We start from the raw sequence: 24,073 nt of genomic DNA, 5'->3' as shown, positions 1-24,073 counted from the left end.
TCTGTGGTTAAAACCACTCTGTTTCGTCTTCAATAATGGCATTAAGTACAGGTTGCCATTGTTGTTGCATGCCTAAATACACTTTTTGGGTTTTATCAAAAACAGTTAAACCTTGCATGGCTAATTGACCATATGCGGTACGCTCAGAAATCCAAGCAACGGGCTGTTGTTCAATCTTATTGAAAAAATCTTGAATTTCTTTCGAGTTTGCAGAATTTGGTTTAACCCGATTGGCCAATAATAAAATTTGGACTTTGCCTTTACGAATGCGTTTAATATCTTGTAAATGCTTTAAGAAACGACGCGTTGAGTCAATATCAAAAAAAGAAGGCTGCAATGGGGTGATAATCGCATGTGCTTCACTGACCAATTGGTCGGCATGTTCACCGGACAAAGCACCCGGTGCATCAATAATTAAATATTCAATGCCTTTGGGTACTTCACCAATAGATTTTTCATGACGCCAGTCAAGACTTTGAATCGGCGCTGCGGACTCGGGTCTTTGCTTTAACCACTGCCGTGCAGATTTTTGGTTGTCGGCATCGGCCAGCGCAACTTTATAGCCTTTTTGTGCAAGGGCTGAAGCTAAACTGATAGCGGTAATGGTTTTTCCGCATCCACCTTTTTGATTAGCAATTAAGATCGTTTTCATTGGCCTAAATAGATTTTATTCTGCTCAGCTCTAGCATATCATTCTTTAATGCGAGGAATATGACAACACACTAAAGTCTCAAATTTTTCATCTCATTATGTAATTTTCGATTTAAAAAAATCAGGATCAATCAATGTCTGTCTGGATGGCCATGTTAATTGGCGCATGTATTGGGGTTGTGATAACCACCATTATTTTAAGTAGCAGTCGCAATGGACGGATTAAAGCGGAATATGAACAATATATTGCAGAGCTTGAATTAGAGCATCAACAAGCTTTAGCTCATGCACAGAAGCGCAGTGTGAATACCAGTCGTGCTGTCTTGAAAGGTAAAATGGCGGAGCAACTAGCTCCGATTCTGCCTGAGTTCCAATATTTACCGAGTGATGCCAAGTTTTTAGGTGATCCAATCGATTATGTGGTGTTTGATGGTTATACCGACTTCCGCGATGGTGACGGTACAGCTGAAGATATTGAAGTGGTCTTGATTGATATAAAGAGTGGTGGGGCGCGATTAACCAAAGGCCAGCAAGCCATTGCTCAAGCGATTGCGGAAGGGCGTATTCGTTTTGAAACCATTCGCATTGATTTTGATGATGTGTAGATTATTTTAATGTACAGCACGGGTTTGGGATTAATTTTTAGTTTGGAATAAATGGAATTAAATCAATGGATAAACTATTCGCAGCCGCCGCGTTATTTGGTCTATTGCTTTGGGTCTGGGCGGAGTTTTTTCGTGCGATTCCAAATTTAGAACAAGTTGGGGTGCTGAAAAATTTTCAGCTCACGACCAAAGAGGAGATTCAAGGGCGATTCACTGTTTTAGATAAAAGATACTACAGTGCAGGTCACCGCTTGTTACATCCAGCAGCACCAACCGTAGTTGGTGGTTTTCAAGACCTCGCTTATGTCAGCAATATTGACCTACTACTGAGCCAAAATCAGCAAAGTTATCAAACCTTAAAACAACAATTCGAATGGACGCAAGACTCGCGCTGTTTCGAGCTAAAAGCTAAATCAAGCACATCAGCGCCTTTAGCACAAACATCTGAGCAATTATTCAATATGAGTGTGATTGCCAGTACAGAAGCCGTAGCAAATCAAATTCGACGACTAAAAGCAGGGCAGCAAGTTCAACTTCAAGCTGAATGGGTGGATGTGCATTCTATTAAAACTGGCCGAGCATTTAACATTGCTGCCGCTCGTCATGGACAGCATTGTCGTATTTATAAAATTAATGCCATGCAAATATTGTGATTTGCTCAAGCTCATTTAGAGTTTGCGTGCTCGAGCTAAGAGCATACGGCTTCCTATTTTGGGAATTCCCGCAGCATCAAAATATTGGCATTCATACAGTTCAAATTGTGCATTTTTGAGTAGCTTTTCAATATTACGATTGAGGTTACAACCATCCGCGACTTTTTTCTGAATTGGGTTGAGTGCATTTTGTAGGTGCCTAATTTTTGTATTTTCATTATGTTGTACATGCTCAACCAAATGAAACGTCCCTGTTGGTTTCAACACCCGATAAATTTCGTCGAGTGCCTGCTCAATTTCAGCAACGCTGCACAATGTCCAAGTACTGATAATATGATCCAGACTATTGTCCGCAAAAGGCAATTTTTCTGCACCAGCTTGTACATGTTGCACATCAAAGGGAGTGCTGTGTACCCGTTCCGCAGCCAAATGGTAGATATCGATATTGGGTTCAAGTGCATATAAGGTATCTACATTTTGATAAAACGGCAGGTTTAAACCTGTCCCAAAACCAATCTCTAAGGCTTCACCTGAAACCGCAAGCAGAAGTTCACGACGCTTATCCATCAAGCTGGCCGTTTGCATCACCTGATTTAACAGATGCGGAAAGATATATTGTTGATAAAATTTATAAATCATTTGATGGCTTTTTTATTCCAATTTCTTAAAGTGTAAATGAACTCACTATGCGAAGGAAATTGCAGCAATGACTGAAGCCCTGCATTTTGTTACCAAGTTCATAAGGTTTATTCCAAATCTGTGCGTAATATAGAGTTACAACTGTTTATTCATGTGCAGCGCATATTTTTAAGACTATTTTCATGTGGATGAATTAGTTTGAAAATTCAATCGGTATCTACAGTTGTAAATGTACAAAGTGTGGAAATTTTTAAGAGGATAGCTCGATGATCAAACGAATACTTTTAAGCACTGTTATGGCAGGCGTATTGTTGAATGTCGGTGTGCAAGCCTCTACAGAATATAATATTGCCAAAGGCTTAGCACCTGTGGCCAAAGGTCAGTCAATTTCGACTTTGAAAGACTTTCAGGGTGATTTTAGAATTTTAGGTTCAAAAACCTATCAAACTGACGAGCAAGCAAAATTTTCACCGATTGATTATGCCGTGAGTTGGGGCTTATTTGCTGAACCTGAAATTGCTCGAACTATATCTGTTAATCAATATGATCGCTTTCTGAATTGGAAAATGGCCAAAGTGCCAGTTCCTCAAAAGCAAGCGATGATGATGGTATCCAATATGCACATCATTCCTGCCAATCCTAAAATTGCCAAACAGATTACCCAAGTCAAACGCGGTGACTTAGTGCGCTTGCAAGGGGATTTGGTTGAAGTCAAAGACAAAGATCTCGTTTGGACATCTTCACTTACACCGACGGATACAGGTGATGGTGCATGTGAAGTCTTTCGTGTCAGCTCAATCCAGTGGATTGAGAAAGTAAAAGGTTAATGAAAAACAGGGTTAAACACTGGATTGAAGATGCAGAATAAAATGACACAACAGATATTTAAAAAAGTTTTTATTGGCGTGAGTTTGGTCAGTGCGTTGCTGCTAGGTGGGTGTACCAGTATGAGCTCTACAGTTGATGGTAAAACGCATGTTTTTACGGAGCAACAAAGTTGCCCAGCTCTACTGGAGATGGATCGTGGTCAAACCTTGGAAGTGGTGTTAAATGAAAACCCTTCAACAGGTTATGTCTGGTCCATAGTGGAACAACCGAAGTTGTTTAAAGTAGAAGAAACCTATCAATCTGATCAACATCGTGCAGATAAAGATGCGGTCCCGATGGTAGGTGTGGGCGGTCAGAAAATTTATCGTTTCACTGCTACCACAGCCGGTGAAGAACAATTGCATTTAAAGCATGCGCGTTCTTGGGAAAAAACCTCGGTGAGCGAATGGACTTGCCGAGTTCGAGTTTCTTAATTTTTTAGCGCTTATAAATGTTCAATAGTTTAAAAAGCCAGTCTCAAGACTGGCTTTCTGACTTATGCTCAAATATCTCGAGATCAAGTCATCTTTTCAATTTGATTTTATTTTGCAGCTAAAGCTTGCCCATCAAATTGAATACCTTCCCAACCATTCTGCATAAATTGGCGAATATTTTGGTGATCAGTCGCTTCTGGTGTCGCAAGTACTGCTGCATAATGTTCAGCAAATAGACTTAATGTTTCAGCTTGGTTTAAACCATTTAATTGCGCAAAAGAAAATACTTTGGCACTACCTTGGTTTTCAGTTGCTGCATTGGCTTGTTTACCATTGGTAAATGCCGTTGGGGTGTGGTTATAACGTGCTTCAATAAATGCGATTACATCTGAAAATTGAGCAGTCCCTGCTTCTAGTTGAGCCAATAATTCCTGAGCCATAATATCCTCAAATCATAAAAAAATAGTACAAAGCGCGCAGACTATAGCAAGCTTTTAAGCCTTTACAGAACACTATTTACGTAAAATAAATGCGTGTATAGTGGACAATACAATGGGTTGAAACATCATTGCATCAGGTTCATTTCAATTTACAAAGGGAAACTATGAATTGGTTATTGGTAGCACTCGGTGGTGCAATCGGGGCAACTTTGCGTTATGGCACAGGTGTATTGCTGATTAAACCAATAGGCATATTTCCTTGGACGACTTGGTGGGTGAATGTGATTGGCTGCTTCTTGGCCGGTGTATTTTTTGCTGTGAGTCAAAAATATTCTTTTTTACAGTCCGAAGCACGTTTGTTTTTGATGGTGGGTATTTTAGGTGGATTTACCACCTTTTCGAGTTTCGGTTTGGAAACATTTCAATTGCTGCGGCAGGGGCACAGTGCGGTGGCGTTCAGTTATGCCATTTCGAGTCTCGTTATTGGCGTGATTGTTCTGGGACTGGGCTATTATTTATTTCAATCGATTTTAAAATTTGACGCTTAAAACTGGGAAGTGTTAGTGACAACTTGATGATGTTGATATCTCTAGGCCAAAACGGACACAAAAAAAAGAAGTTCAGGCTGGAGGAGGGGTTCCCTGAACTTCTTTAATGCTTTTACTTTAAAAGCAAAAACTTAACTCAACATGAACAGATTGTTAGCGTTTGAAACGTGCAAAACGTTTATTAAAGTTGGCGATACGACCTTCATTGTTCACTTGACGCTGCTCACCAGTATAAAACGGGTGAGATGCACTCGAAATGTCGAGACTGACATAGGGATAAGTTTTACCTTCGTATTCACGCGTTTGATTCGTAGCTAAAGTACTACCAATCAAAAAGTAAGCATTGGCATTGGTGTCATGAAATAAGACTTCACGGTACTCAGGATGAATATTTGGACGCATCTTATTATTCCTTCAATTAAGCGATTAAGGAAATGTTATAACATAACAAATATAAATGCAAATATTACCCGAAGCGTGTCGGGCAATATGGTCTTTTAGAGGATTAAGCCATCTTATGCGGTTGGTGGTACAAGCTCGTCAAACAGGTCATTCAGATTGTCATTTACTTTTAAATGGATCAGATTCCAATAATGGCCAGACACAGTACGATTCACCATTAAGGTATCCGGTGAAGGTTTAAACACATCCCAATATTTCAAAGACGGTTTAATTAACTCGACGCCATCATGATGGGCAGAGTTTTCAGCAAAATCGTATTGAGTTGTGAGTGGGCGCATAAGCACTTCAAGCCATTGTTCATAGAGTTCTACAGGGAATTTGCCCAGCTCATTGAGTGATTGAAGTGCATCTAAATGTTGTTCCATTAAGGCAATATCATGCTGGCGTGCAGCATTAATTAATTGTTTAAAGTGTGAGACAACGTCAGGCGATAAGGTTTTGACCCCACCGTAGTCATAAACAATGACTGAACCATCTTCACGGAAAGCAAAGTTACCTGGATGTGGATCACAGTGGAAGCGTTTTAAGAAGAAAATCTCTTGTCCAATGGCACGGAATAAACGACGACCGAGCTCATTTCGTGTTTCCTGAGACCACGTACTGGCAGTTTCTATACTTTCACCCATTTCCAAACTTAAAGTCAGAATATGCCGTGATGAGTAGTCACTATAGACTTCTGGAATAATAATTTTTGAGTCGAGCGCACTATGGAAAGCACGTGCAACATCAAGGTTTTGTGCTTCAATTTCGTAGTTAAGTTCGTTGTCTAAACTGTCTTGAATTTCTTGGAATAGTTTTTCTTGGAGTTTACGATCAATTTTTAAAACGCCCATTAAGCGTAACGCCAAGCGCACCTGTTTTAAATCACTTTCACAGGCTTCTTCTACGCCCGGATATTGAACTTTAACAACGACTTGTTGTCCATTCGGCAAAACAGCTTTATGGACTTGCCCAATTGAGGCAGCGGCAAAAGGTTGCTCATCAAAACTTTTGAAAATTTGCGCCAGTGGTTTGCCTAGCTCTTTTTCTACTTGTGCCTTAATTTCGGCAAAAGGCATCGCAGGTGCTTGGCGCTGTAATTTACTGATAGCCTTTGCAACTTCAGGTGGAAAAATGTCCTTGTACTGCGAGGCAATTTGTCCAACTTTCATCACCGCACCTTTCATTTCACCAAGGGTATCGGCAATTTGCAGTCCGATGTCCTGAAAGAGTTTACTGCGTGACGCATTTTTCTGTTCTTCATCGGCCGTGATATTGCGGATGGAATTGGAAACGGTTTTAGTAGCAATGCTTGCCGTCATGCTGGCAAGTTTCATAAAGCGACGACCCGGTGTGCTAGCCGTTTTTGCCATGTGATGTTCCTCAAGATCATCATTTATTATCTACTACCGATCATAGGCGACAAAACACAAACTGCATACTTTAAATTGTTAAGACTTTATTTCTGTTCATAAAATGATGGGCAATAATGTAAATAATGAAATTCTTTCTGGCAAATTTAAGCTATCGCTTGAATGGTTTAAAATGTCATATCGTTTAGTAAATATTGGTTTAAAGGATCAAAGTGATGAAAGTGTATCGTTATTTAACGGGGAAAGATGACGTGAACTTCTGTGCACGCGTAACCAAAGCATTAAATGAAGGTTATGAATTATATGGCGCACCGACCATGAGCTTTAATGGTCGCGATATTATTGTTGGGCAGGCAATTGTGAGAGACGTAGAAGATGAAAGCCAAGTGCCACAAGGTTTAAAATATGCTTTGGAGTTGCTTAATTAACTGACTTTGGCTGCTCTATATTTTCGTCTTTTTCAAGTTCTAGATGTGGAGTGAGATATTTACTACATTGGTTATGGTGCAGATTTGCATTTAATTTGATGAGGTTTTGCGTCACGATAAAATCTTGATCGTCTGCAGAAGCGAATTTTTTATTGGCCATGATGAAATCTTGATAGGTATAGGCCATGCCAGATTGCTGACAACTCAACTTTAAGCGTGCGGTATATGAGTCAGCTTGTTGCTCATGATAAAAGCGAAAAGCTGTCCAAAGTGCGTGATTAATATAGTCAAATTCTGGCTGAGTTTGGACGTTAATCGGTGCTTGATACAGTGGGAAATGGTTGGGATTTATTGTTTCTTCTGCGTGTGTGGTCAGGCTTAAAATGAGCAGTGGAAGGTACAAGGCTGGTCGAAAGATTTTTAACATATTTGATCCTATTTATCCTCATAGTTGCTTAAGTGGTTATTTAAAGTATTTGTTTGTTATGCATCAAAAAGTGATGTACCTGTTTCAGTTAGGAGTTAATGTGCTCAAATCTGAAACAGGCAGAATAAAACGGGCTATTTTATTTATCAAACGTTCATGGCAAGACGTTTATTCATCATCAATAAACGTGTAACCAGTAACACGCATGCGACAGTTAAACCGACAATTAAGCCGATCCATACACCCGCGGCACCGGTATCTGTATAGCGAGCAAGATAGATGCCCACAGGGAAAGCAATAATCCAGTACGCAATCATGGTAATCCACATTGGGCCTTTGGTGTCTTGCATACCACGTAAGCAACCGGCAGCACTCACTTGCCATGCATCCATCAATTGATAGGCAATGGCAAACAATACAAGGTATACCGCAAGCTGTGCGACATCATAGTCATTGCTATACAGCGAAACAATTTCATTACGTAATAGCCACAGCAATAGCATAGTGATGAGGGCGAATAGCGTGCCAGTCAGCATGCCAACTTTTTGCACTTTACGCATGCTGAGCCAGTTTTTCTCACCATAATAAGTGCCCACGCGAATCGTGAGTGCGATTGCTAAAGACATTGGAATCATGAAGAGCTGTGAGGTGATTGAAATCGCAATTTGGTGTGCGGCAATGGTGACTTCACCTAGAGGGCTAAGCACAATGGCTGCGGTACTAAAAATACTCACTTCAAAAAAGATGGCTAAACCAATCGGCAAACCAAGTTTTAAAATGCGTTTAATCCACTCACCATTCATTTTTTCAAAAGCAGCAAATGGCTGTGTCTTTTGATAAGCAGACCCTTTAAAAATATACATTGCTAAAGCAAAGAACATCAGCCATTGTAAAATCGCAGTTGCAAAACCACAGCCTGCTGAGCCTAGCTCAGGAACAGGTCCTAAACCGTACATAAAAATAAAGTTCAGCGGTATCAGTACTAAGAGAGCAACCAAACTCAGCACAGTCACAGGGCGTGGATGCCCAAGTGCTTCGGAATAACCTCTTAGTGCTGCATACATGGTGACAGCAGGCATACCTAAACTAATCGCATGTAGAAATAAACTGGCTTTAGGAAGCAAGGCCTCAGGGACACCAAGTACAGGAAGTAAAAGCGGCATTGCTTGTAAAACCAGTGCAGCAATAATGCCAAGAAACAATGCAACCCACAAAGACTGACGGGCAATTGTGGCAATTTTTTCAGGTGTGCGCGCACCATTTGCTTCAGCGACCAATGGCGTTGTCGCAATCATGATGCCACTAAACAGTAACATGACCGGTATCCACAAACCCACACCAATGGCAATTGCTGCAAGGTCGTTAGCAGAAAGATGTCCTGCCATAATGGTATCAATCAGACCAAATCCCGCTTGCGCAAATTGCGTAATTAAAATCGGGATCATCAAGTGGAACAGTTGTTTTAATTCATACTTGCTGCTGGTCGCAGCCGTGACAGTAGACACAGAACGTACTCATTTCTTGTGAGGTGCTTAGGAATGAGGTCTTAGCGTTGGAAAGTGAGAAGCACACCAATAAAAATCACCACGCCACCCAATAAGCGTTGCCAGTTAATCGCTGTTTTTTCAGTACCGAGTAAACCATATTGGTCGACAATCATGGACATAATGATTTGCCCAAAAATAATTAAACCTGACAAGGTCAAGAAACCTAACTTCGGTGCAGTGTAAATACTGATGCTAATGGCATAAACACCTAAACATCCACCCAGCCATAAATACCAAGGAATTTGCCCTAGCGTTGCGAGGTCCGGTTTATCTGCCGATTGAAAAAACACCAAACAGGCGAGCACTATTGTACCAACCAAAAAAGAAAAAAGGGCGGCTTGTAAGGGTGAATATAAATATTCACGTAATTGACTGTTAATCGCTGTCTGAAAGGTCATGGCGATGCCAACACCCATGGCAAGCGGCATTAAATACAATAAATGGCTGCTCAATTTCATCTTCTAATCATCTAATTCTTCTTTAATTTTATTAGTCTACTGTATTGCAGATGAGTTTTCATAAGCGCTGTGATGCAGTCATGTTAAAATGCGCTTACTTCTTTTGTTCCTTTTGAGCATTTTCCTTGGCTGAATTAAATCCTGCACTTGTTCCGTTATCTTTATACATTCACATGCCGTGGTGTGTGCGCAAATGTCCATATTGTGACTTTAACTCGCATGCTGTACCGAATGGGGAGTTGTCACTTGATTTAGAGCAGGAATATTTACAGGCATTGGTGGCTGACTTTAAAACTCAAGTTGAATTTGCGCAGGGTCGTCGCATTCATAGTGTGTTTATTGGTGGGGGCACACCGTCGCTAATTTCAGCCAAAGGCTATCAATGGTTGTTTGATCAATTGCGCGCTTTAGTCCCTTTCGAAGCAGGTTGCGAAATTACCTTAGAAGCCAATCCAGGCACTGTCGAGCATGATCCTTTTGCAGGCTATTTGGATGCTGGAATAAATCGACTATCGATTGGGGTGCAAAGCTTTAATACTGTGCATCTGCAAAAACTGGGGCGGATTCATTCCAATGATGATGCCATTTTGGCAATTCGTCATGCGAAAGAAGCGGGTTTTGAGCGTGTCAATGTTGATTTGATGCATGGTCTGCCAGAACAGACTTTGGAACAAGCTTTATTAGATTTAAAACTGGCTGTTGAAAATGGGGCGACTCATGTGTCGTGGTATCAATTGACCATTGAACCGAATACGGTGTTCTTTCGGACTCAGCCAATTTTACCCTTAGATGATGTACTTGAAGATATTCAGGAACAAGGTGAAGCCTATTTAATTGAACAAGGCTTTGTAAACTATGAAGTCTCGGCTTGGCGTAAAGAACTGCCGTCTGCGCATAATTTAAATTATTGGCAGTTTGGTGATTATTTAGCGATTGGTGCAGGCGCACATGGCAAAGTAACGATGCCAGATGGCGTCTATCGTTTCCAAAAAACCCGTTTGCCCAAAGATTATTTAGCCAAAGTACCTGCTGAACATCTTCAGTTTAAGCGCATTGAGGCAGGGGACATGCCTTTTGAATTTATGATGAATGTGCTGCGATTAAATCATGGGATGGAAGCCAAGCTATATAGCGAGCGTACAGGGGAAAGTTTAGAGCCGATTGCCGAGTTATTGAACTCATTGCGTGAACGTAAATTGATGGTCAATGATCCAACACGTTTGTCTTGTACCGAACAAGGACATATCTTTTTAAATTCAGTGTTGGAGGAGTTCCTGTAATGAAAGCTATTGAAAACTTGTTTTAATATTTGAGCGACAAGTAACTTTTCATACTTCGAATGTAATTTGCACAATGTTTAGGAAATTATACAGGTGATAATTGAATTTTCGTGATGTAAAGGAACTTTAGAAAAATGAAATATATTTTAACTGCGACGTTTTTAACTGTGGCTTTGGTGGGGTGCGCAGATAAAAAAGCGCCATCAGAACAAAATGTTGCAACAGAATCAACGACGGCAACTGCACAAACAAACGATGTTGCAGTAGCTCAAGATGAGCAAGTGATTCACTTTACAGGGCCACAAGATCTAACCCTTGAATTAAAAACCAAAGATAATTTTGAAACTGCGCAATTGACTGATAATTCTGATCGTGTATATGAATTGAAACGAGCAGTTTCAGGAAGTGGTGTACGACTTGCCAATGATCAAGGGGTTTCAATTCACTTTAAGAACTTTAATGGTGTCAATGAAGGCACAGTTGAATTAGTAAAAGACAAGCCAATTAGCATTAAAGAATTTGTTGCTGAGAAAGCAAAGTAATCATAAAAAAGACTATAAAAAAAGACCGCCGAAGCGGTCTTTTTTTATAGTCTTTTTTATAGAGTCATCAAACTCAATTTAAAACTTAGTAGTCAAAGCTAAAGTGTTCAGCTGCTAGTGATGTCATGGTCTTAGATGGATTTACCATGGCTTCAGCATGACCTTGTGAGCGAGGAAGCATACGTTCAAAGTAGAAATCAGCCACTTTAATTTTCGCTTTATAGAACTCTGGAACTTCAGCACCATTACCTTCTGCTAATTTCTCAGAAGCAACCGCAGCTTGTTGAGCCCAGAAGTAAGCCATCATCACATAACCAGAGAACATCAAGAAGTCTACAGATGCAGAAGAAACGATGTCACGGTCTTTACGTGCAGCAAGCATGATACGAACAGTTAAAGCATTCCACTGTGCGCAAAGTTTTGTAAGATCCCAAGCAAAACGACGCATATATTTGTTACGCGCATGTTGACCACAGAATTTTAAAATTTCAGCAGTATAGTCGCGGATTACTTTACCTTTAGAGGTTAGTAATACTTTACGACCGATTAAGTCAAGGGCTTGAACGCCAGTTGTACCTTCGTAAAGGGTGGAGATACGTGAGTCACGAACGATTTGTTCCATGCCCCATTCTTTGATGTAACCATGACCGCCGTAAACTTGCATACCGTGGTTTGCAGCTTCATAACCCAATTCAGTCAAGAAGCCTTTAAGAATTGGTGTGTAGAAACCTAAGTGGTCATCATGTGCTTCAAAAGCTGCTGTATCACCGCGGGTTAAAGCGTCTGTCATTTTGTCCGCAATTTGCGCAGCATAGTAAATCATTGAACGGCCGCCTTCAGCGATCGCTTTTTGCGTTAATAACATACGGCGTACGTCTGCATGGTGAATAATCGCATCCGCTACTTTTTCAGGGTCTTTTTTACCTGAAAGGGCACGCATTGACATACGTTCTTTGGCATATGGAAGAGCACCTTGGAATGCCAATTCAGCATGAGCAATACCTTGGATTGCTGTACCAATACGTGCTGTGTTCATGAATGTGAACATGGCATGTAGGCCTTTATGCTTTTCGCCAATCAAATAACCAATAGCGTTGTCAAAGTTCAATACAGCCGTTGCCGAAGCACGGATCCCCATTTTGTGTTCAATCGAACCACACGTTACAGGATTGCGTTCGCCCACAGTACCATCTGCATTCACAAGGAATTTTGGAACGATGAACAATGAAATGCCTTTTGTACCTGCAGGTGCATCTGGAAGACGTGCAAGAACGATATGTACGATGTTCTCTGTTAAATCGTGTTCACCCGCTGAGATGAAGATTTTTGTGCCAGAAATTGCATAGCTACCGTCTGCTTGAGGCTCTGCTTTAGATTTTACTTGACCTAAGTCAGTACCACATTGTGGCTCAGTTAAGCACATTGTGCCTGACCAAGTACCCGCAACAAGGTTTGGTAAATATTGGTTTTTCTGTTCATCCGTACCGAACTGAAGGATGGTATTGATACAACCCACGCTTAGGCCTGGATACATTTGGAAAGACCAGTTTGCCGTACCCATCATTTCAGATTTGATTAAGTTCAGTGATTGCGGAAGATTTTGACCACCAAACTCTTCAGGGAAAGAAAGACCTTGCCAGCCACCTTGTACAAACTGGTCATATGCTTCTTTGAAACCTTTTGGTGTTTTTACATCACCATTTTCAAAATGACAGCCTTCTTCATCACCAGTTTGGTTTAATGGAGAGAGGATATTTTCACAAAAATCAGCAGCACCTTCTAAAATCATATCTACCGTATCAGCATCGGCTGCTTCACCATTAGAAAGCGATTTGTAGTGCGCAGGGTAATCGAGTACTTCGTTCATTAAGAAGCGAATGTCATGTAAGGGCGCTTTATATGCAGGCATAGTCTTAATCCTAATTTCGAAATTTTTTTGGATTATCTGTATTGATGATTTGATTATTCATATTTGGTAGAAAAAATCATTGATGAATGAGCCTTTAAAAAATGTCAGAAAGGCGAATTGTAATATTAAACCAACAAGTGAAAAGTAAAGTTCTGCTAGACTTTGAGTTGATCTTTTGATCAATAATTTCTTTTAATAAATCATAAAGAACATAGGTTCTCAGCGAATATTATGCGTTTAAAATATATAACACTTTGTTTATTAGGTTTGAGTATTAGTGGGTGTGCTCAACATGTCATAAAAACCAATACTTCTGATCAGTCACTGGGGAAACAAGCCACTCAAGGCTTAAATGCGATGTTTGAAAATGCCAACTATGATATGAAAGGGCAATTTTCAATTCAGACCGATATTGAGTTTGATCAAAAATCCGCTGAGAACAAGGCAAAACCTGCTGAAAGTTCTCAACCTGAGCTTGATCCAAAACTCAAAAAACAACTGGATCAACTGATCAAAACGCAAAAAATTCCATTTAGTCAAAAAGAAAAGAAACTGCTATATCAAGCAATTGCAAATGAATCTATTCAGCCTTCAGCTCGATACTATGATGAAGATGAAAGTGCTTCTCCACAGTCGAAAATTGCTCAGTCGCTTGTCAATGTTTTGAACGACTTACAGTTTAGCTATAGCGGTTCAGTTCATTTTAGAGAAAAGCTGGCAGCACTCACACTTCAATTAAGCTATCAAAAGCCGACATTGCAGGTGAATGCACAGTTGCCTATGATTTTTGATTTTGATGATCATAAGTTTTACACCAATTATTTTGCATTCATGCCATTTATGGTGAATCGTGAAAGTCAGGATCGATTGGCTTATGTTGATTTTTCAAAGCATAAAGAGGCTTTGGCTCAATATAACTTGAAAAAATTTGCTGACTACTTAAAACAAATGAATGCACTGCCGTACTTATTGGCAGAACAGAATCAAGTCCAAAGTATCGATTTAAGCCGTGATGAAAAAAATGCTGGTTTAATTAAAAAGATTCGCTATGTCGGCGATGTTGATACGGTATATACCCAGCTTGAACTCTTTGATTATGTCAATGCACGCTATTACACCTCTCAAATTAAAAGTCAGCCATGGGATGACACTGAGCAAAGTGATGTGGAAGATGCGGCAGTTGATGCAACAGCGGCGGAATCTGCCATGGAAGCAGCCGAAGAAGCAACAAGAGCTGCCGCAGCGGCTGCTGACGCGAGTGAAGAGGGGGATGAAGACGAAGCTTATGCATCTGTACAACGTGTCAATGAATTGGTTAATGCAAAAATTCATAATGCGATGTACCACGGACATGATCAGGATGATGAGCAGGAATATGCAGCATCGGAAGTAACAGAAGCTGTAATCGATGCAGAAAGCGCTTATGCAACTGCGGCTGCAACGGACTATGATGAAGAAAGTGAAGAAGCACATGATGCTACTGCAGCCTATGCAGAAAGCGATGAAGATGAGGAAAGCGCCAATAACCTGTCTGAGGAAGTGTGCCAGGCCTTGATCAAAACTAAGCAGGTACCGATTGGTAAAGTCACGCTTTGCCAAGACTACCAAGATATTCGCGTTATTCCATTGCAGGAAGAGTCTGCTCAGTTAGCATCTGAGGCAGAAGCGTCAGACACGGAAGCTGTTTCTGTAGATGCAGTTGAACAATTAAAACCTGTTTTTCAGCAATATCAAACTGAACAACTGGTGGATGCAAAACAGTTCCAACAATTATGGCAAAAGCATCAGCCGGAAATTCAACAGGCTTTAAATACTAAAGATAAAGTATCTTCAAAACTGGTCATGGATGTGGGTTTAGAGAAAAAAGGACGTGTCCAAACGATTGATTATAATATGGCATTTTCTGAACCGCGTTTAGGTCAGTTGAAGCTAAAAAGTACCAACCAAATTTTGAATTATGGCAATGCAACTGCGATTGATCGTCAAGCGATGAAGCAAGCGAAGTCGATTCAGGATGTGAGTAAGGGTTCATTATTTGAAAGTATGTTGAATGGCTTACTTTCACCGATCACTGGACAGGACCCTAATATAGAGGAAGCAGAAACGGCATCGGTTGACGAAATCAGTGAAGCAAATGAAGAAATCGAATTACCAGAGTATTTAAGTACTGTCGCGCTAAACAGCTATAAACGCCATCAATCAGAGTTAAAAGCGTATCAAGCGGCTTTTGCAGTGGCATTTGCTAATTACCGAGCTCAGTATGTACGTTATTACTCAGCAAATGACTTGAATGAAATTTCAGAAGTTTATGCTTACCGATTTGCTGAGGGTTTAAAAGAGCCGACAGGTCAGGCTTTGAAGCGTTTAAATCAATTACGTGATAAACATGCTTTACATCGCTATCAGGACTTTGATGATTTAGGTTCTTCAGTCAATTATTATGTTCAATCTGGGATTGGTGAGTCTAAAGGTCAGGCTGAGTGGACGCAGCTAAAAAAAACCTATAAAACCAAACAAGCCATTTTTGCGCATTTGTATCAGAAAAACTTTTTAGAAAATTATGAACTTGATCCCGCTGAAAAAGCGCAATTAGTCAAAGCTGCACAAATTTATGCACGAGCATTTGTCGACGATACCAACGGTAAATTGTCAGAAGCGTCGCTGCAAGGTTTAGCTGCGGAACATGAAGAGTTGTTTAGCCAGTCTGTTTATTATGAAACCTATAAAACTGTGCAAAAACACATGAAATAAGTTAGACAATAAAAAAAAGAACCTCTATTGAGGTTCTTTTTTGTTTATTCATTCAAACGGATGAATTAGAGAAAATCTTTTAAGTTAGGTTTTACCCCGTTCCAAATGGAAAAGGACTCAATCGCTTGGCCTACCAGCATACCGAAACCCTCTGAAGTCGGTACATGACGCGCTTTGGCTTGATCTAAAAATGTAGAAGGTTTGCCATAGGCCATTTCATAGGCATGATTGAACTGAAGACTGTCAGGTAGAATCAAAGCGTCGCCGCTTAGACTTGCTGAAGTTGCATTAATGACGATATCAAATTGACCGGATAAATCTGTGAGTGCAATGGCCTCTAATTCTGCATTTGTTACGGATACTTTTAAGTCAGCAACCAATTGTTCAGCACGGGCTAAGGTACGGTTCGCAATCACAATTTTTTTTGCGCCAGCTTGTACCAATGGATAAATCACACCACGAGTGGCACCGCCTGCGCCAATAATTAGTAAATCGGTCTGTTCAAGTGACCAATCTAAAGCATGAATCGCATCGACCAAGCCTTGGCCGTCAGTGTTATCACCATGCAATTGGCCATCCTGCATCCAAAGCGTATTTACTGCTCCAGCAATTTTTGCGCGTTCAGTCAATACTGCACATTGGGTATAGGCTTGTTCTTTAAACGGGACGGTGACATTCATGCCCATACCGCCCTCACGAAAGAAGCTTTCAACGCTGTTTTGGAATCCGTCAAGGGGAGCAAGTCGTTTGCTGTACTGAATGTCGAGCCCTGTTTTTTCGGCAAAGGCATGATGAAGTTCAGGGGAACGTGATTGTTCAATCGGGTTGCCAATCACGGCAAATTGTTTGCTCATTGCACTGCATCCATGTCGGAACGAAAAGTGCAGATAATATACGCCAAAATCAACACTGCCAGAAGTTTAGCGGGGATATTTGCGAAAATATTGCAGTGCTTTAAGGATTGCAGATATCTAAAATTGTGTGAATTAATATCGTCGCTGCGCTAAATAAGAGACCGATTAAAGCAATCACCATGAAACCGATGGCAAGGTTATCGTTGAGCGTGGTCTCTGAAAATATATTGGTACTGATTGCGCTGATTAACACCACAACAAAGCTCCAAAACACCAAAGTACGTGCACGAAGGGTTTTTTTATTGAGTGTTTGAGATGGCATTTATGTTGTACTCCATATTGGAAAATTACAGCAATCAGTTTAGTCGCTTGTCATACAACAGGGTAGCGTGAAGCTGTGTGATTCATGTGTCATTGTTGGGTATTCTGTTTACAAAGTAAATGGCTAGAAAATATTTTATTACTCAATTATTTATGAATTATTCGGTGTGAAATTTTCAATATAAAAAAAGCCTCTGAACTTCAGAGGCTTAGTTGTCTTATTTTAAAACCGTTAACCAATCTTGTGGTTTAAGATAAAAATCGGTTAATTTTTTTTCGGCAGAATTTTCTTCCCATTCAGGACGATATGACCAACCTGCTAAAGGTGGCATGCTGACCAAAATGGATTCAATGCGACCACCAGTTTGTAATCCAAACAATGTGCCACGGTCATACACTAAGTTATATTCGACATAACGGCCACGACGGTACAGTTGGAAGTCGCGTTGTGCTTCTGTATATGATTTATCTTGGTTCTTTTTAAAAATAGGCAAAATTGCATCTAGGTAGCCATTACCAACGGCTTGCATATATTGGAAGCAAGTTTCAAAGTCCCATTGATTTAAATCATCAAAAAATAGACCACCGACGCCACGTTGCTCATCACGATGCTTTAAATAGAAATAGTCGTCACACCATTTCTTATGTTCTGCGTAAACCTTATCGCCAAACGGAGCGCAGAGATCATGAGCAGTTTGATGCCAAGACAATACATCTTCATCATTTGGATAATACGGAGTGAGGTCAAAACCGCCGCCAAACCACCAAATTGGATCTTGACCTTCTTTTTCAGCCACGAATAAACGGATATTGGCATGTGAAGTGGGTACATTGGGATTTTTAGGATGGATCACCAATGAAACCCCCATGGCTTGAGCTTTAGCACCAGCAATGGCCGGGTGACGCTCAGTTGCGGAAGCAGGTAGTTTGGAAATATTGATGTGTGAAAACATCACACCGCCTTTTTCAATCACTGTGCCATTTTGCAGCACACGTGAGCGGCCACCACCACCCTCGGGGCGTTCCCAATCATCAATTACAAATTCAGCATTTCCACCGCCAGCGCGTTCTTGCTGTTCCAAAGCGGCACAAATACGTGCCTGTAAATCACGCAGGAATTCATCTACACGTTGTATATCGGCTGAAGTTGGATTCTTCATTCTGACCTGTATAAAAATAATTAAATGATAGTGTCCATCAAAGCATAAAACGCTGCAAAACTTAAGGTCTTTTTCCCAATATTGAGCATCGGTTACGCCGTATGGTCAGCTTAAATGAAAGCAATATTTGACGAAAATAACCTAGATATTCCGACTAAGTTGCTTGGTTGAATTCAAAGTAGAAGCTCCGCACAATAATCATAGGCAGATTCAATTGGAATCTCATTGATCGAAATGGTGCATCTATGTCTCAGCAGGCGAATTCCTTAATTCAAAAATATAATGTACCAGGCCCACGCTATACCAGTTACCCAACGGTACCGTACTGGGAAGAGCAGGCGTTTTCATTAGCATTGTGGAAACAGGGTTTAAAAAAATCGTTTGACGAGTCGAATCAAAGTGAAGGCATTAGTCTTTATATTCATCTGCCGTTTTGTGAAAGTTTATGTACTTTTTGCGGTTGTCATAAAAAAGTCACCAAAAAACATGAGATGGAACAACCCTATATCCAAGCAGTCTTAAAAGAATGGGCGTTATATTGTGATGTTTTGGTGGATAAACCCAATATTAAAGAGATTCACTTGGGCGGCGGTACGCCCACCTTTTTCTCACCTGAGCATTTAACACAACTGATTCAAGGCATTTTGTCCAAAGCCAATGTGGCAGAGCAGCATGAATTTAGTTTCGAAGGCCATCCGAACAATACCACACGTGAGCATTTACAAGCTTTGTATGATTTGGGCTTTCGTCGCGTGAGCTATGGCGTGCAGGACTATAATGAAAAAGTGCAAAAAGCCATTCATCGGATACAACCTTTTGAGCATGTGGAACAAGTCACGCAGTGGGCGCGGGAGATTGGCTATACCTCAATTTCACATGACTTGGTATTTGGTCTGCCTTTTCAAGATTTAATGGATGTGTTGCACACGATTAATCAGACCAATCGTTTGATGCCTGATCGTTTGGCTTTTTATAGTTATGCGCATGTGCCGTGGATTAAGGGCAATGGACAGCGTGGTTTTAAAGATGCTGATGTACCAAAAGATGAGTTAAAACGTCAATGTTATGAAGAAGGCAAAAAGCAGCTCTTGGCACATGGGTATCATGAAATTGGAATGGATCATTTTGCTTTAGAAAAAGATGCAATGTATAAAGCTTTTCAACAGGGCAGTTTACATCGTAACTTTATGGGTTATACCGCTTCTAAAACCCAAGTCATGATCGGACTGGGCTTATCTTCAATTAGTGATAGTTGGTATAGCTTCGCGCAAAATGAAAAGAAAATTGAAGACTATTATGCGCGTTTAGAGGAAAACCAAATTCCTGTTTATCGAGGTCATGTGCTGACTGAAGAAGACTTGATTATCCGTAAACATATTCTGAATTTGATGTGTACATTCCATACTTCTTGGGCAAACACAGACATGCAATTTCCGGAAATTGATGAAGTGGTTGCACAATTAACAGAAATGCAGGCAGATGAATTATTAGAGTTAGGTGATCAAAGCATCCAAATTACCGAAAAAGGCAAACCTTTTGTACGTAATATCTGCATGGCCTTTGATTTAAGGTTAAAACGCCGTGTACCTGAAAATCGTATTTTTTCGATGACGATTTGAGAATTCCTCCAAACCTCCCCTTAAAAAGGGAGGCTTCACCTCTTTAAATAAAGAGGGGGAGATAGATTAATTAAAAATCATCCTTTTGATACATATGAGACATACGATCGTGTTTGGTTTTTAAATATTGTTCATTGAATGGATTTAAGCCCACAGTCAGCGGTACACGATCAACGACATCAACGCCTTGTTCTTGCAATGCTTCAATTTTTAATGGGTTGTTGGTAATCAATCGGACTTGTTGAATATTCAAATGCTTGAGCATGATTGGACACATGTCATAACGACGAGCATCAGCAGGTAAATTCAATAGTAAATTGGCATCGACCGTATCATGGCCTTGGTCTTGTAAGGCATAAGCACGGATCTTATTGGTCAAGCCAATGCCGCGGCCTTCTTGGCGTAAATATAAAATCACACCTTGACCTGCTTCATTAATCAGTTTTTGTGTTGCTTGTAGTTGTGGGCCACAGTCACATTTCAGCGAAGCGAAGGCGTCACCAGTGAGGCACTCAGAATGGATGCGCACTAAAACAGGTTCAGTGGGTGCTTGTTCTAGTCCTTTAGAGAGTGCTACATGTTCTTCGCCGGTTTCAGGATCCTGAAAAACCGTAATATTGAATTCACCAAAAGCGGTCGGTAATCTTGACGTTGCGACAAATTCTATAGGCACTGCTTAACCCGTTTATTCGATTATAAATTGGCTAAAGTATAGCGTAATGCTTGGGCATTGGTAGAATTGCAACGATGAATTTATGCAGAACATTTTCTTTTTTGTATAAAGCGAACGATAATAGTTGATAAATAGGAAGATTATTCAGGATAATCTGACTCATTCAAAATCTCCCACTACGAGATCATTGCTTAAAATTACATCGCTAGAAGTTTGGCTGATTGTAAGGTGATACAATTCGACGATATGATCGAGTAACCCATTTAGACCGAGCTTAGGATTTGCCAGGCTTTAGAAGGCTTTGCCACATTATGCTGTATACAGAAATACCATCTCAACGCCCTGTAACTCCGTTGCTGGATACGATTCAACATCCGCAACAATTACGTGTACTCGAGCGCAGCCAGTTAGAACAAGTGGCGGATGAGTTACGTCAATTTATTTTGTACGCAGCGGGACAAAGTGGTGGGCATTTTGGTGCCAATTTAGGTGTGATTGAGCTCACGGTGGCTTTGCACTACTGTTTCAATACGCCTGACGATCGTTTAATTTGGGATGTTGGTCATCAAGCTTATCCACACAAAGCCTTAACTGGTCGTCGTGAACAGTTGGTGACAATTCGTGCAAAAGATGGTCTAGCCGCATTTCCAGCACGTGAAGAGTCTGAATTTGATACCTTTGGGGTAGGGCATTCGTCGACTGCGATTTCTGCGGGTTTAGGCATGTCTTTAGCACGTCGTTTTAAACAAGATCCTTGTCATGTGGTAGCAATTGTGGGTGATGGTGCCATGACAGCAGGTATGGCGTTTGAAGCCATGAATGATGCTGTGGCGCATGATGCAGATTTAATGGTGGTCTTGAACGACAATGATATGTCGATTTCATGCAGCACAGGTGGTTTTGCTAAACATTTAGCAGCAATTTGGGAAAGTGGTCAATCTGTTAATATCTCGGAAGATGGCGAAGCGTTTGTGCAGCCACATCCTGAATGGACCTATAACTCCCGTTTACACAGTGCAGCAACAGATGCTGCGGACAATTTATTTAAAGCGATTGGTTTTGACTATTTTGGTCCATTTGACGGCCACGATGTAACACAACTCAGCCATGTTTTTGATGCATTGAAAAAACGTAAAGGGCCTCGCTTAGTGCATGTGTATACCAAAAAAGGCAAAGGCTTTGCACCAGCTGAAGCAGACCAAATTAAATACCATGCGATTAGCAAATTAGATACACCCGCTTCAACAAGTACTGCACCGAAATATTCGGATGTCTTTGGGCAATGGTTATGTGACGAGGCGGCTCAGGATAATCGTTTATTGGCAATCACCCCTGCGATGTGCGAAGGCTCAGGCATGGTCAAATTTGCGAAACAATATCCAGAGCGTTTCTTTGATGTCGCGATTGCTGAACAGCATGCTGTAACGCTTGCAGCAGGTATGGCTTGTGAAGGGGTTAAGCCGGTTGTCGCTATTTATTCTACATTCCTGCAACGTGGTTATGATCAACTGATTCACGATGTAGCATTACAAAATTTAGATGTCACTTTTGGCATCGATCGTGCTGGTTTGGTCGGTGAAGATGGCCCGACACATGCCGGTGCATACGATTACGCCTTTATGCGTACCGTCCCGAATATGGTGATCATGGCACCTAAAGACGAAAATGAATGTCGTCAAATGTTGCATACTGCTTACCTTTATAAAGGTCCTGCCGCAGTTCGTTATCCGCGTGGTAATGGGCTGGGGGTTGAAATTCAACAGAATATGGTTGAACTTGAAATTGGGCGTGGCGAAATCTTGGCAAGTTTTAATATTCAACAAGATGCAACAATTTCGATTTTAGCATTTGGTAGCCGTGTTCAGGCAGCGGTTGAGGCGGCTGAAGTATTGGCTGAAAAACTGGATGTTGCAGTTCGTGTGGTAAACATGCGTTTTGTAAAACCATTAGATACTCAGCTGATCGACCAAATTGCAGATTCAACTCATCTGTTTGTCACTGTTGAAGAACATGCGGTGATGGCTGGTGCGGGTAGTGCAGTGAATGAATATTTGGCGCAAGCTGGAATTGTTAAACCAATGCTGAATTTAGGTTTATCTGATGAATTTATGCATCAGGCGACACATGGTCAAATGCTACAACAAGCTGGTCTTGATGTAGCAGGTATAGCAGCATCAACAGAACAATGCTGGTTAAAGCAGAGCAACAAAGCGGTTTGCTAATTTCTAATTTTTAGAAACATTTTTTACCTAAAAGCCCTTATATTTGATAAGATATAAGGGCTTTTATGCATTATTCTTTATCAGTATCTTCAAATTTGTAGTGGGTGTTCAATGGAACCTATGGTGGTTATGGCTGCGCGTGCGGCTCAATTAGTTGGTCAAGAGCTTTTAAAAGCGCATCAAAATCGTCATAAACTCGATCTACAAGTCGAAGAAAAAGGAATTGATGGTCCTGTAACGCGTGTTGACCGTTACTTGGAACAGTTGGCTATCGATACCCTACGTAAAAGCTATAAAAATCACAGCTTCCTTGGTGAAGAGTTTGGTCTACAAGAAGGTAAAGGTCACGACGCTGATTGGTGTTGGATCATTGACCCACTTGATGGCACTTTAAACTTCGTTCAAGGTGTTCCGCATTTCTGTATCTCTATCGCAGTTCAGCATAAAGGTGTAACTCAACACGGTGTTATTTATGACCCTGTGAAAGATGAGTTGTTCTCTGCAAGTCGTGGCCGTGGCGCGATGATGAACCAACGCCGTATTCGTGTAAATGTAAAAGACAGCTTAGAAAATACTTTCCTTTCAGTGGGTCATGCGTATCGCAAAATTCGTAATGGTGAAGTGGTTTCTTATGCGAAAAATCATTTCAATTCATTGTTAAATGTAACTGAAGCGGGTGCGCAATATCGTCGTACGGGTTCTGCTGCATTGGATTTGGCTTATGTTGCGGCTGGCCGCTTTGATGGTTATTTCGAACTTGGTTTGAAACCATGGGACATCGCTGCAGGTGAGTTGATTGTGAAAGAAGCGGGCGGTACTGTGGTTGATGCGCGTGGTGGTAATGACTCTATGGAAAATGGTCAAGTACTTGCGTGTTCTATGAAAATGCTTAAACCATTAATGCAAGCTGTAGTTCCAGCTTGGGGTGAAGCTGCAAAATAATAGAACCCTAGATCGAGTTTATTGACGGAATAATGAAATAAAGCCCTCCATGAGAGGGCTTTATTTTTTCTAAATGGTCAAAAACACACAGTCAAAGCCTTGTAACACAAGGAAACTTACAAATAAATAATTTGAAGTTGACTAAAACAGGTGACATTTAAAAACTTTCTGCTATAATCGCCGCACGCACTAAATTTCGTTCATTACCTGAACATTCTCTTCTATCATTGTGTATGCGCGTCCGGTCCAAAGAGAGGACGATATTTCGCGCCCCACCCAATCGCTAAGC

The 24,073-nt window shown here is 40.9% G+C and carries 25 protein-coding genes; 12 read left to right on the top strand and 13 right to left on the bottom strand.

Annotated elements, in window-relative coordinates:
- Positions 1-7 precede the first annotated feature (7 nt).
- The gene (locus A9J31_RS05565; protein WP_067762962.1) at positions 8-652 is read right to left on the bottom strand and encodes a ParA family protein; all 645 of its coding nucleotides are present in this window, start codon (positions 650-652) and stop codon (positions 8-10) included.
- 133 nt (positions 653-785) lie between these two features.
- Between A9J31_RS05565 and A9J31_RS05560 the strand changes: the two genes are divergently transcribed.
- Together A9J31_RS05560 and A9J31_RS05555 are read left to right on the top strand one after the other, a co-directional pair.
- Positions 786-1,256: a Holliday junction resolvase-like protein gene (locus A9J31_RS05560; protein WP_067762961.1), complete on the top strand. Its 471-nt coding sequence runs from the start codon at positions 786-788 to the stop codon at positions 1,254-1,256.
- A 65-nt stretch (positions 1,257-1,321) separates the two neighbouring features.
- Positions 1,322-1,909 (top strand): hypothetical protein, encoded by a 588-nt coding sequence (locus A9J31_RS05555; RefSeq protein ID WP_067762960.1) that lies wholly within the window; start codon positions 1,322-1,324, stop codon positions 1,907-1,909.
- A 15-nt stretch (positions 1,910-1,924) separates the two neighbouring features.
- Here A9J31_RS05555 and A9J31_RS05550 read toward each other — a convergent pair whose 3' ends face one another.
- Positions 1,925-2,548, bottom strand: a complete 624-nt coding sequence (locus A9J31_RS05550) for a class I SAM-dependent methyltransferase (protein ID WP_067762959.1) — start codon at positions 2,546-2,548, stop codon at positions 1,925-1,927.
- Positions 2,549-2,844: 296 nt separating this feature from the next.
- On the opposite strand from A9J31_RS05550, the gene A9J31_RS05545 reads away from it, so the two are divergent.
- Entirely contained in the window at positions 2,845-3,375 is a 531-nt protein-coding gene (locus A9J31_RS05545; protein WP_373685013.1) for a hypothetical protein, read from the top strand.
- 30 nt (positions 3,376-3,405) lie between these two features.
- Positions 3,406-3,849, top strand: a complete 444-nt coding sequence (locus A9J31_RS05540) for a protease inhibitor I42 family protein (RefSeq protein WP_245668208.1) — start codon at positions 3,406-3,408, stop codon at positions 3,847-3,849.
- Between the two features lie 107 nt (positions 3,850-3,956).
- Here the strand turns inward: A9J31_RS05540 and A9J31_RS05535 are convergent, their stop codons facing one another.
- The gene (locus A9J31_RS05535; protein ID WP_067762957.1) at positions 3,957-4,289 is read right to left on the bottom strand and encodes a HopJ type III effector protein; all 333 of its coding nucleotides are present in this window, start codon (positions 4,287-4,289) and stop codon (positions 3,957-3,959) included.
- A gap of 164 nt (positions 4,290-4,453) precedes the next feature.
- On the opposite strand from A9J31_RS05535, the gene crcB reads away from it, so the two are divergent.
- The gene (crcB, locus tag A9J31_RS05530; protein WP_067762956.1) at positions 4,454-4,837 is read left to right on the top strand and encodes a fluoride efflux transporter CrcB; all 384 of its coding nucleotides are present in this window, start codon (positions 4,454-4,456) and stop codon (positions 4,835-4,837) included.
- Between the two features lie 153 nt (positions 4,838-4,990).
- Here the strand turns inward: crcB and A9J31_RS05525 are convergent, their stop codons facing one another.
- A complete protein-coding gene (locus A9J31_RS05525) occupies positions 4,991-5,239 on the bottom strand; it encodes a type B 50S ribosomal protein L31 (protein WP_067762955.1) in 249 nt (82 codons plus the stop codon).
- Between the two features lie 113 nt (positions 5,240-5,352).
- Positions 5,353-6,651 carry an ABC1 kinase family protein gene (locus tag A9J31_RS05520; protein WP_067762954.1) on the bottom strand — a complete coding sequence of 433 codons (1,299 nt, stop codon included), beginning with the start codon at positions 6,649-6,651 and terminating at the stop codon, positions 5,353-5,355.
- A gap of 215 nt (positions 6,652-6,866) precedes the next feature.
- Between A9J31_RS05520 and A9J31_RS05515 the strand changes: the two genes are divergently transcribed.
- Entirely contained in the window at positions 6,867-7,079 is a 213-nt protein-coding gene (locus A9J31_RS05515) for a DUF1737 domain-containing protein (protein ID WP_067762953.1), read from the top strand.
- Here the strand turns inward: A9J31_RS05515 and A9J31_RS05510 are convergent.
- The 3 genes from A9J31_RS05510 to A9J31_RS05500 all read right to left on the bottom strand — a co-directional run bounded on the left by A9J31_RS05510 (position 7,072) and on the right by A9J31_RS05500 (position 9,511).
- Positions 7,072-7,506: a hypothetical protein gene (locus A9J31_RS05510; RefSeq protein ID WP_067762952.1), complete on the bottom strand. Its 435-nt coding sequence runs from the start codon at positions 7,504-7,506 to the stop codon at positions 7,072-7,074. The two genes, A9J31_RS05515 and A9J31_RS05510, sit on opposite strands and share 8 nt — an antisense overlap.
- 146 nt (positions 7,507-7,652) lie before the next feature.
- Positions 7,653-8,951 carry an MATE family efflux transporter gene (locus A9J31_RS05505; RefSeq protein WP_167348718.1) on the bottom strand — a complete coding sequence of 433 codons (1,299 nt, stop codon included), beginning with the start codon at positions 8,949-8,951 and terminating at the stop codon, positions 7,653-7,655.
- A 101-nt stretch (positions 8,952-9,052) separates the two neighbouring features.
- Positions 9,053-9,511, bottom strand: a complete 459-nt coding sequence (locus tag A9J31_RS05500; RefSeq protein WP_067762950.1) for a DMT family transporter — start codon at positions 9,509-9,511, stop codon at positions 9,053-9,055.
- 125 nt (positions 9,512-9,636) lie between these two features.
- On the opposite strand from A9J31_RS05500, the gene hemW reads away from it, so the two are divergent.
- Together hemW and A9J31_RS05490 are read left to right on the top strand one after the other, a co-directional pair.
- Positions 9,637-10,791 carry a radical SAM family heme chaperone HemW gene (gene hemW / locus A9J31_RS05495; protein ID WP_067762949.1) on the top strand — a complete coding sequence of 385 codons (1,155 nt, stop codon included), beginning with the start codon at positions 9,637-9,639 and terminating at the stop codon, positions 10,789-10,791.
- A gap of 134 nt (positions 10,792-10,925) precedes the next feature.
- Complete coding sequence (locus tag A9J31_RS05490; protein ID WP_067762948.1) at positions 10,926-11,333, top strand: hypothetical protein; 408 nt, start codon at positions 10,926-10,928, stop codon at positions 11,331-11,333.
- A gap of 85 nt (positions 11,334-11,418) precedes the next feature.
- On the opposite strand, the gene A9J31_RS05485 is transcribed toward A9J31_RS05490, so the two are convergent.
- Positions 11,419-13,242 (bottom strand): acyl-CoA dehydrogenase C-terminal domain-containing protein, encoded by a 1,824-nt coding sequence (locus tag A9J31_RS05485; RefSeq protein WP_067762947.1) that lies wholly within the window; start codon positions 13,240-13,242, stop codon positions 11,419-11,421.
- Between the two features lie 231 nt (positions 13,243-13,473).
- Between A9J31_RS05485 and A9J31_RS05480 the strand changes: the two genes are divergently transcribed.
- Positions 13,474-15,993: a hypothetical protein gene (locus A9J31_RS05480; protein WP_067762946.1), complete on the top strand. Its 2,520-nt coding sequence runs from the start codon at positions 13,474-13,476 to the stop codon at positions 15,991-15,993.
- A 65-nt stretch (positions 15,994-16,058) separates the two neighbouring features.
- Here the strand turns inward: A9J31_RS05480 and aroE are convergent, their stop codons facing one another.
- From aroE to hemF, 3 genes are all read right to left on the bottom strand, one after another.
- Positions 16,059-16,847: a shikimate dehydrogenase gene (gene aroE, locus A9J31_RS05475; protein WP_067762945.1), complete on the bottom strand. Its 789-nt coding sequence runs from the start codon at positions 16,845-16,847 to the stop codon at positions 16,059-16,061.
- A 100-nt stretch (positions 16,848-16,947) separates the two neighbouring features.
- Positions 16,948-17,169: a hypothetical protein gene (locus tag A9J31_RS05470; RefSeq protein ID WP_067762944.1), complete on the bottom strand. Its 222-nt coding sequence runs from the start codon at positions 17,167-17,169 to the stop codon at positions 16,948-16,950.
- A gap of 217 nt (positions 17,170-17,386) precedes the next feature.
- Complete coding sequence (gene hemF, locus A9J31_RS05465) at positions 17,387-18,328, bottom strand: oxygen-dependent coproporphyrinogen oxidase (protein WP_067762943.1); 942 nt, start codon at positions 18,326-18,328, stop codon at positions 17,387-17,389.
- Positions 18,329-18,573: 245 nt separating this feature from the next.
- Here hemF and hemN point away from each other — a divergent pair, with 245 nt between their 5' ends.
- Entirely contained in the window at positions 18,574-19,947 is a 1,374-nt protein-coding gene (hemN, locus tag A9J31_RS05460; RefSeq protein WP_067762942.1) for an oxygen-independent coproporphyrinogen III oxidase, read from the top strand.
- Positions 19,948-20,017: 70 nt separating this feature from the next.
- On the opposite strand, the gene ribA is transcribed toward hemN, so the two are convergent.
- Positions 20,018-20,620: a GTP cyclohydrolase II gene (gene ribA / locus A9J31_RS05455; RefSeq protein WP_067762941.1), complete on the bottom strand. Its 603-nt coding sequence runs from the start codon at positions 20,618-20,620 to the stop codon at positions 20,018-20,020.
- A gap of 311 nt (positions 20,621-20,931) precedes the next feature.
- On the opposite strand from ribA, the gene dxs reads away from it, so the two are divergent.
- Positions 20,932-22,842: a 1-deoxy-D-xylulose-5-phosphate synthase gene (dxs, locus tag A9J31_RS05450; RefSeq protein ID WP_067762940.1), complete on the top strand. Its 1,911-nt coding sequence runs from the start codon at positions 20,932-20,934 to the stop codon at positions 22,840-22,842.
- A 111-nt stretch (positions 22,843-22,953) separates the two neighbouring features.
- The gene (locus tag A9J31_RS05445; protein WP_067762939.1) at positions 22,954-23,784 is read left to right on the top strand and encodes an inositol monophosphatase family protein; all 831 of its coding nucleotides are present in this window, start codon (positions 22,954-22,956) and stop codon (positions 23,782-23,784) included.
- The last annotated feature ends 289 nt before the right edge of the window (positions 23,785-24,073 follow it).

This window comes from Acinetobacter gandensis, assembly GCF_001678755.1.
GTDB classification, from domain to species: Bacteria; Pseudomonadota; Gammaproteobacteria; order Pseudomonadales; family Moraxellaceae; genus Acinetobacter; species Acinetobacter gandensis.
The sequence above is the reverse complement of the archived record's forward strand: the minus strand, read 5'-3'. Positions and strand labels throughout refer to the sequence as shown.

What these genes read in the sequence shown, in the direction of transcription:
- A9J31_RS05565 (WP_067762962.1), bottom strand. Translation starts at nt 652, where the DNA reads ATGAAAACGATCTTAATTGCTAATCAAAAAGGTGGATGCGGAAAAACC.
- A9J31_RS05560 (WP_067762961.1), top strand. Translation starts at nt 786, where the DNA reads ATGTCTGTCTGGATGGCCATGTTAATTGGCGCATGTATTGGGGTTGTG.
- A9J31_RS05555 (WP_067762960.1), top strand. Translation starts at nt 1,322, where the DNA reads ATGGATAAACTATTCGCAGCCGCCGCGTTATTTGGTCTATTGCTTTGG.
- A9J31_RS05550 (WP_067762959.1), bottom strand. Translation starts at nt 2,548, where the DNA reads ATGATTTATAAATTTTATCAACAATATATCTTTCCGCATCTGTTAAAT.
- A9J31_RS05545 (WP_373685013.1), top strand. Translation starts at nt 2,845, where the DNA reads ATGGCAGGCGTATTGTTGAATGTCGGTGTGCAAGCCTCTACAGAATAT.
- A9J31_RS05540 (WP_245668208.1), top strand. Translation starts at nt 3,406, where the DNA reads ATGCAGAATAAAATGACACAACAGATATTTAAAAAAGTTTTTATTGGC.
- A9J31_RS05535 (WP_067762957.1), bottom strand. Translation starts at nt 4,289, where the DNA reads ATGGCTCAGGAATTATTGGCTCAACTAGAAGCAGGGACTGCTCAATTT.
- crcB (WP_067762956.1), top strand. Translation starts at nt 4,454, where the DNA reads ATGAATTGGTTATTGGTAGCACTCGGTGGTGCAATCGGGGCAACTTTG.
- A9J31_RS05525 (WP_067762955.1), bottom strand. Translation starts at nt 5,239, where the DNA reads ATGCGTCCAAATATTCATCCTGAGTACCGTGAAGTCTTATTTCATGAC.
- A9J31_RS05520 (WP_067762954.1), bottom strand. Translation starts at nt 6,651, where the DNA reads ATGGCAAAAACGGCTAGCACACCGGGTCGTCGCTTTATGAAACTTGCC.
- A9J31_RS05515 (WP_067762953.1), top strand. Translation starts at nt 6,867, where the DNA reads ATGAAAGTGTATCGTTATTTAACGGGGAAAGATGACGTGAACTTCTGT.
- A9J31_RS05510 (WP_067762952.1), bottom strand. Translation starts at nt 7,506, where the DNA reads ATGTTAAAAATCTTTCGACCAGCCTTGTACCTTCCACTGCTCATTTTA.
- A9J31_RS05505 (WP_167348718.1), bottom strand. Translation starts at nt 8,951, where the DNA reads ATGATCCCGATTTTAATTACGCAATTTGCGCAAGCGGGATTTGGTCTG.
- A9J31_RS05500 (WP_067762950.1), bottom strand. Translation starts at nt 9,511, where the DNA reads ATGAAATTGAGCAGCCATTTATTGTATTTAATGCCGCTTGCCATGGGT.
- A9J31_RS05490 (WP_067762948.1), top strand. Translation starts at nt 10,926, where the DNA reads ATGAAATATATTTTAACTGCGACGTTTTTAACTGTGGCTTTGGTGGGG.
- A9J31_RS05485 (WP_067762947.1), bottom strand. Translation starts at nt 13,242, where the DNA reads ATGCCTGCATATAAAGCGCCCTTACATGACATTCGCTTCTTAATGAAC.
- A9J31_RS05480 (WP_067762946.1), top strand. Translation starts at nt 13,474, where the DNA reads ATGCGTTTAAAATATATAACACTTTGTTTATTAGGTTTGAGTATTAGT.
- aroE (WP_067762945.1), bottom strand. Translation starts at nt 16,847, where the DNA reads ATGAGCAAACAATTTGCCGTGATTGGCAACCCGATTGAACAATCACGT.
- A9J31_RS05470 (WP_067762944.1), bottom strand. Translation starts at nt 17,169, where the DNA reads ATGCCATCTCAAACACTCAATAAAAAAACCCTTCGTGCACGTACTTTG.
- hemF (WP_067762943.1), bottom strand. Translation starts at nt 18,328, where the DNA reads ATGAAGAATCCAACTTCAGCCGATATACAACGTGTAGATGAATTCCTG.
- hemN (WP_067762942.1), top strand. Translation starts at nt 18,574, where the DNA reads ATGTCTCAGCAGGCGAATTCCTTAATTCAAAAATATAATGTACCAGGC.
- dxs (WP_067762940.1), top strand. Translation starts at nt 20,932, where the DNA reads ATGCTGTATACAGAAATACCATCTCAACGCCCTGTAACTCCGTTGCTG.
- A9J31_RS05445 (WP_067762939.1), top strand. Translation starts at nt 22,954, where the DNA reads ATGGAACCTATGGTGGTTATGGCTGCGCGTGCGGCTCAATTAGTTGGT.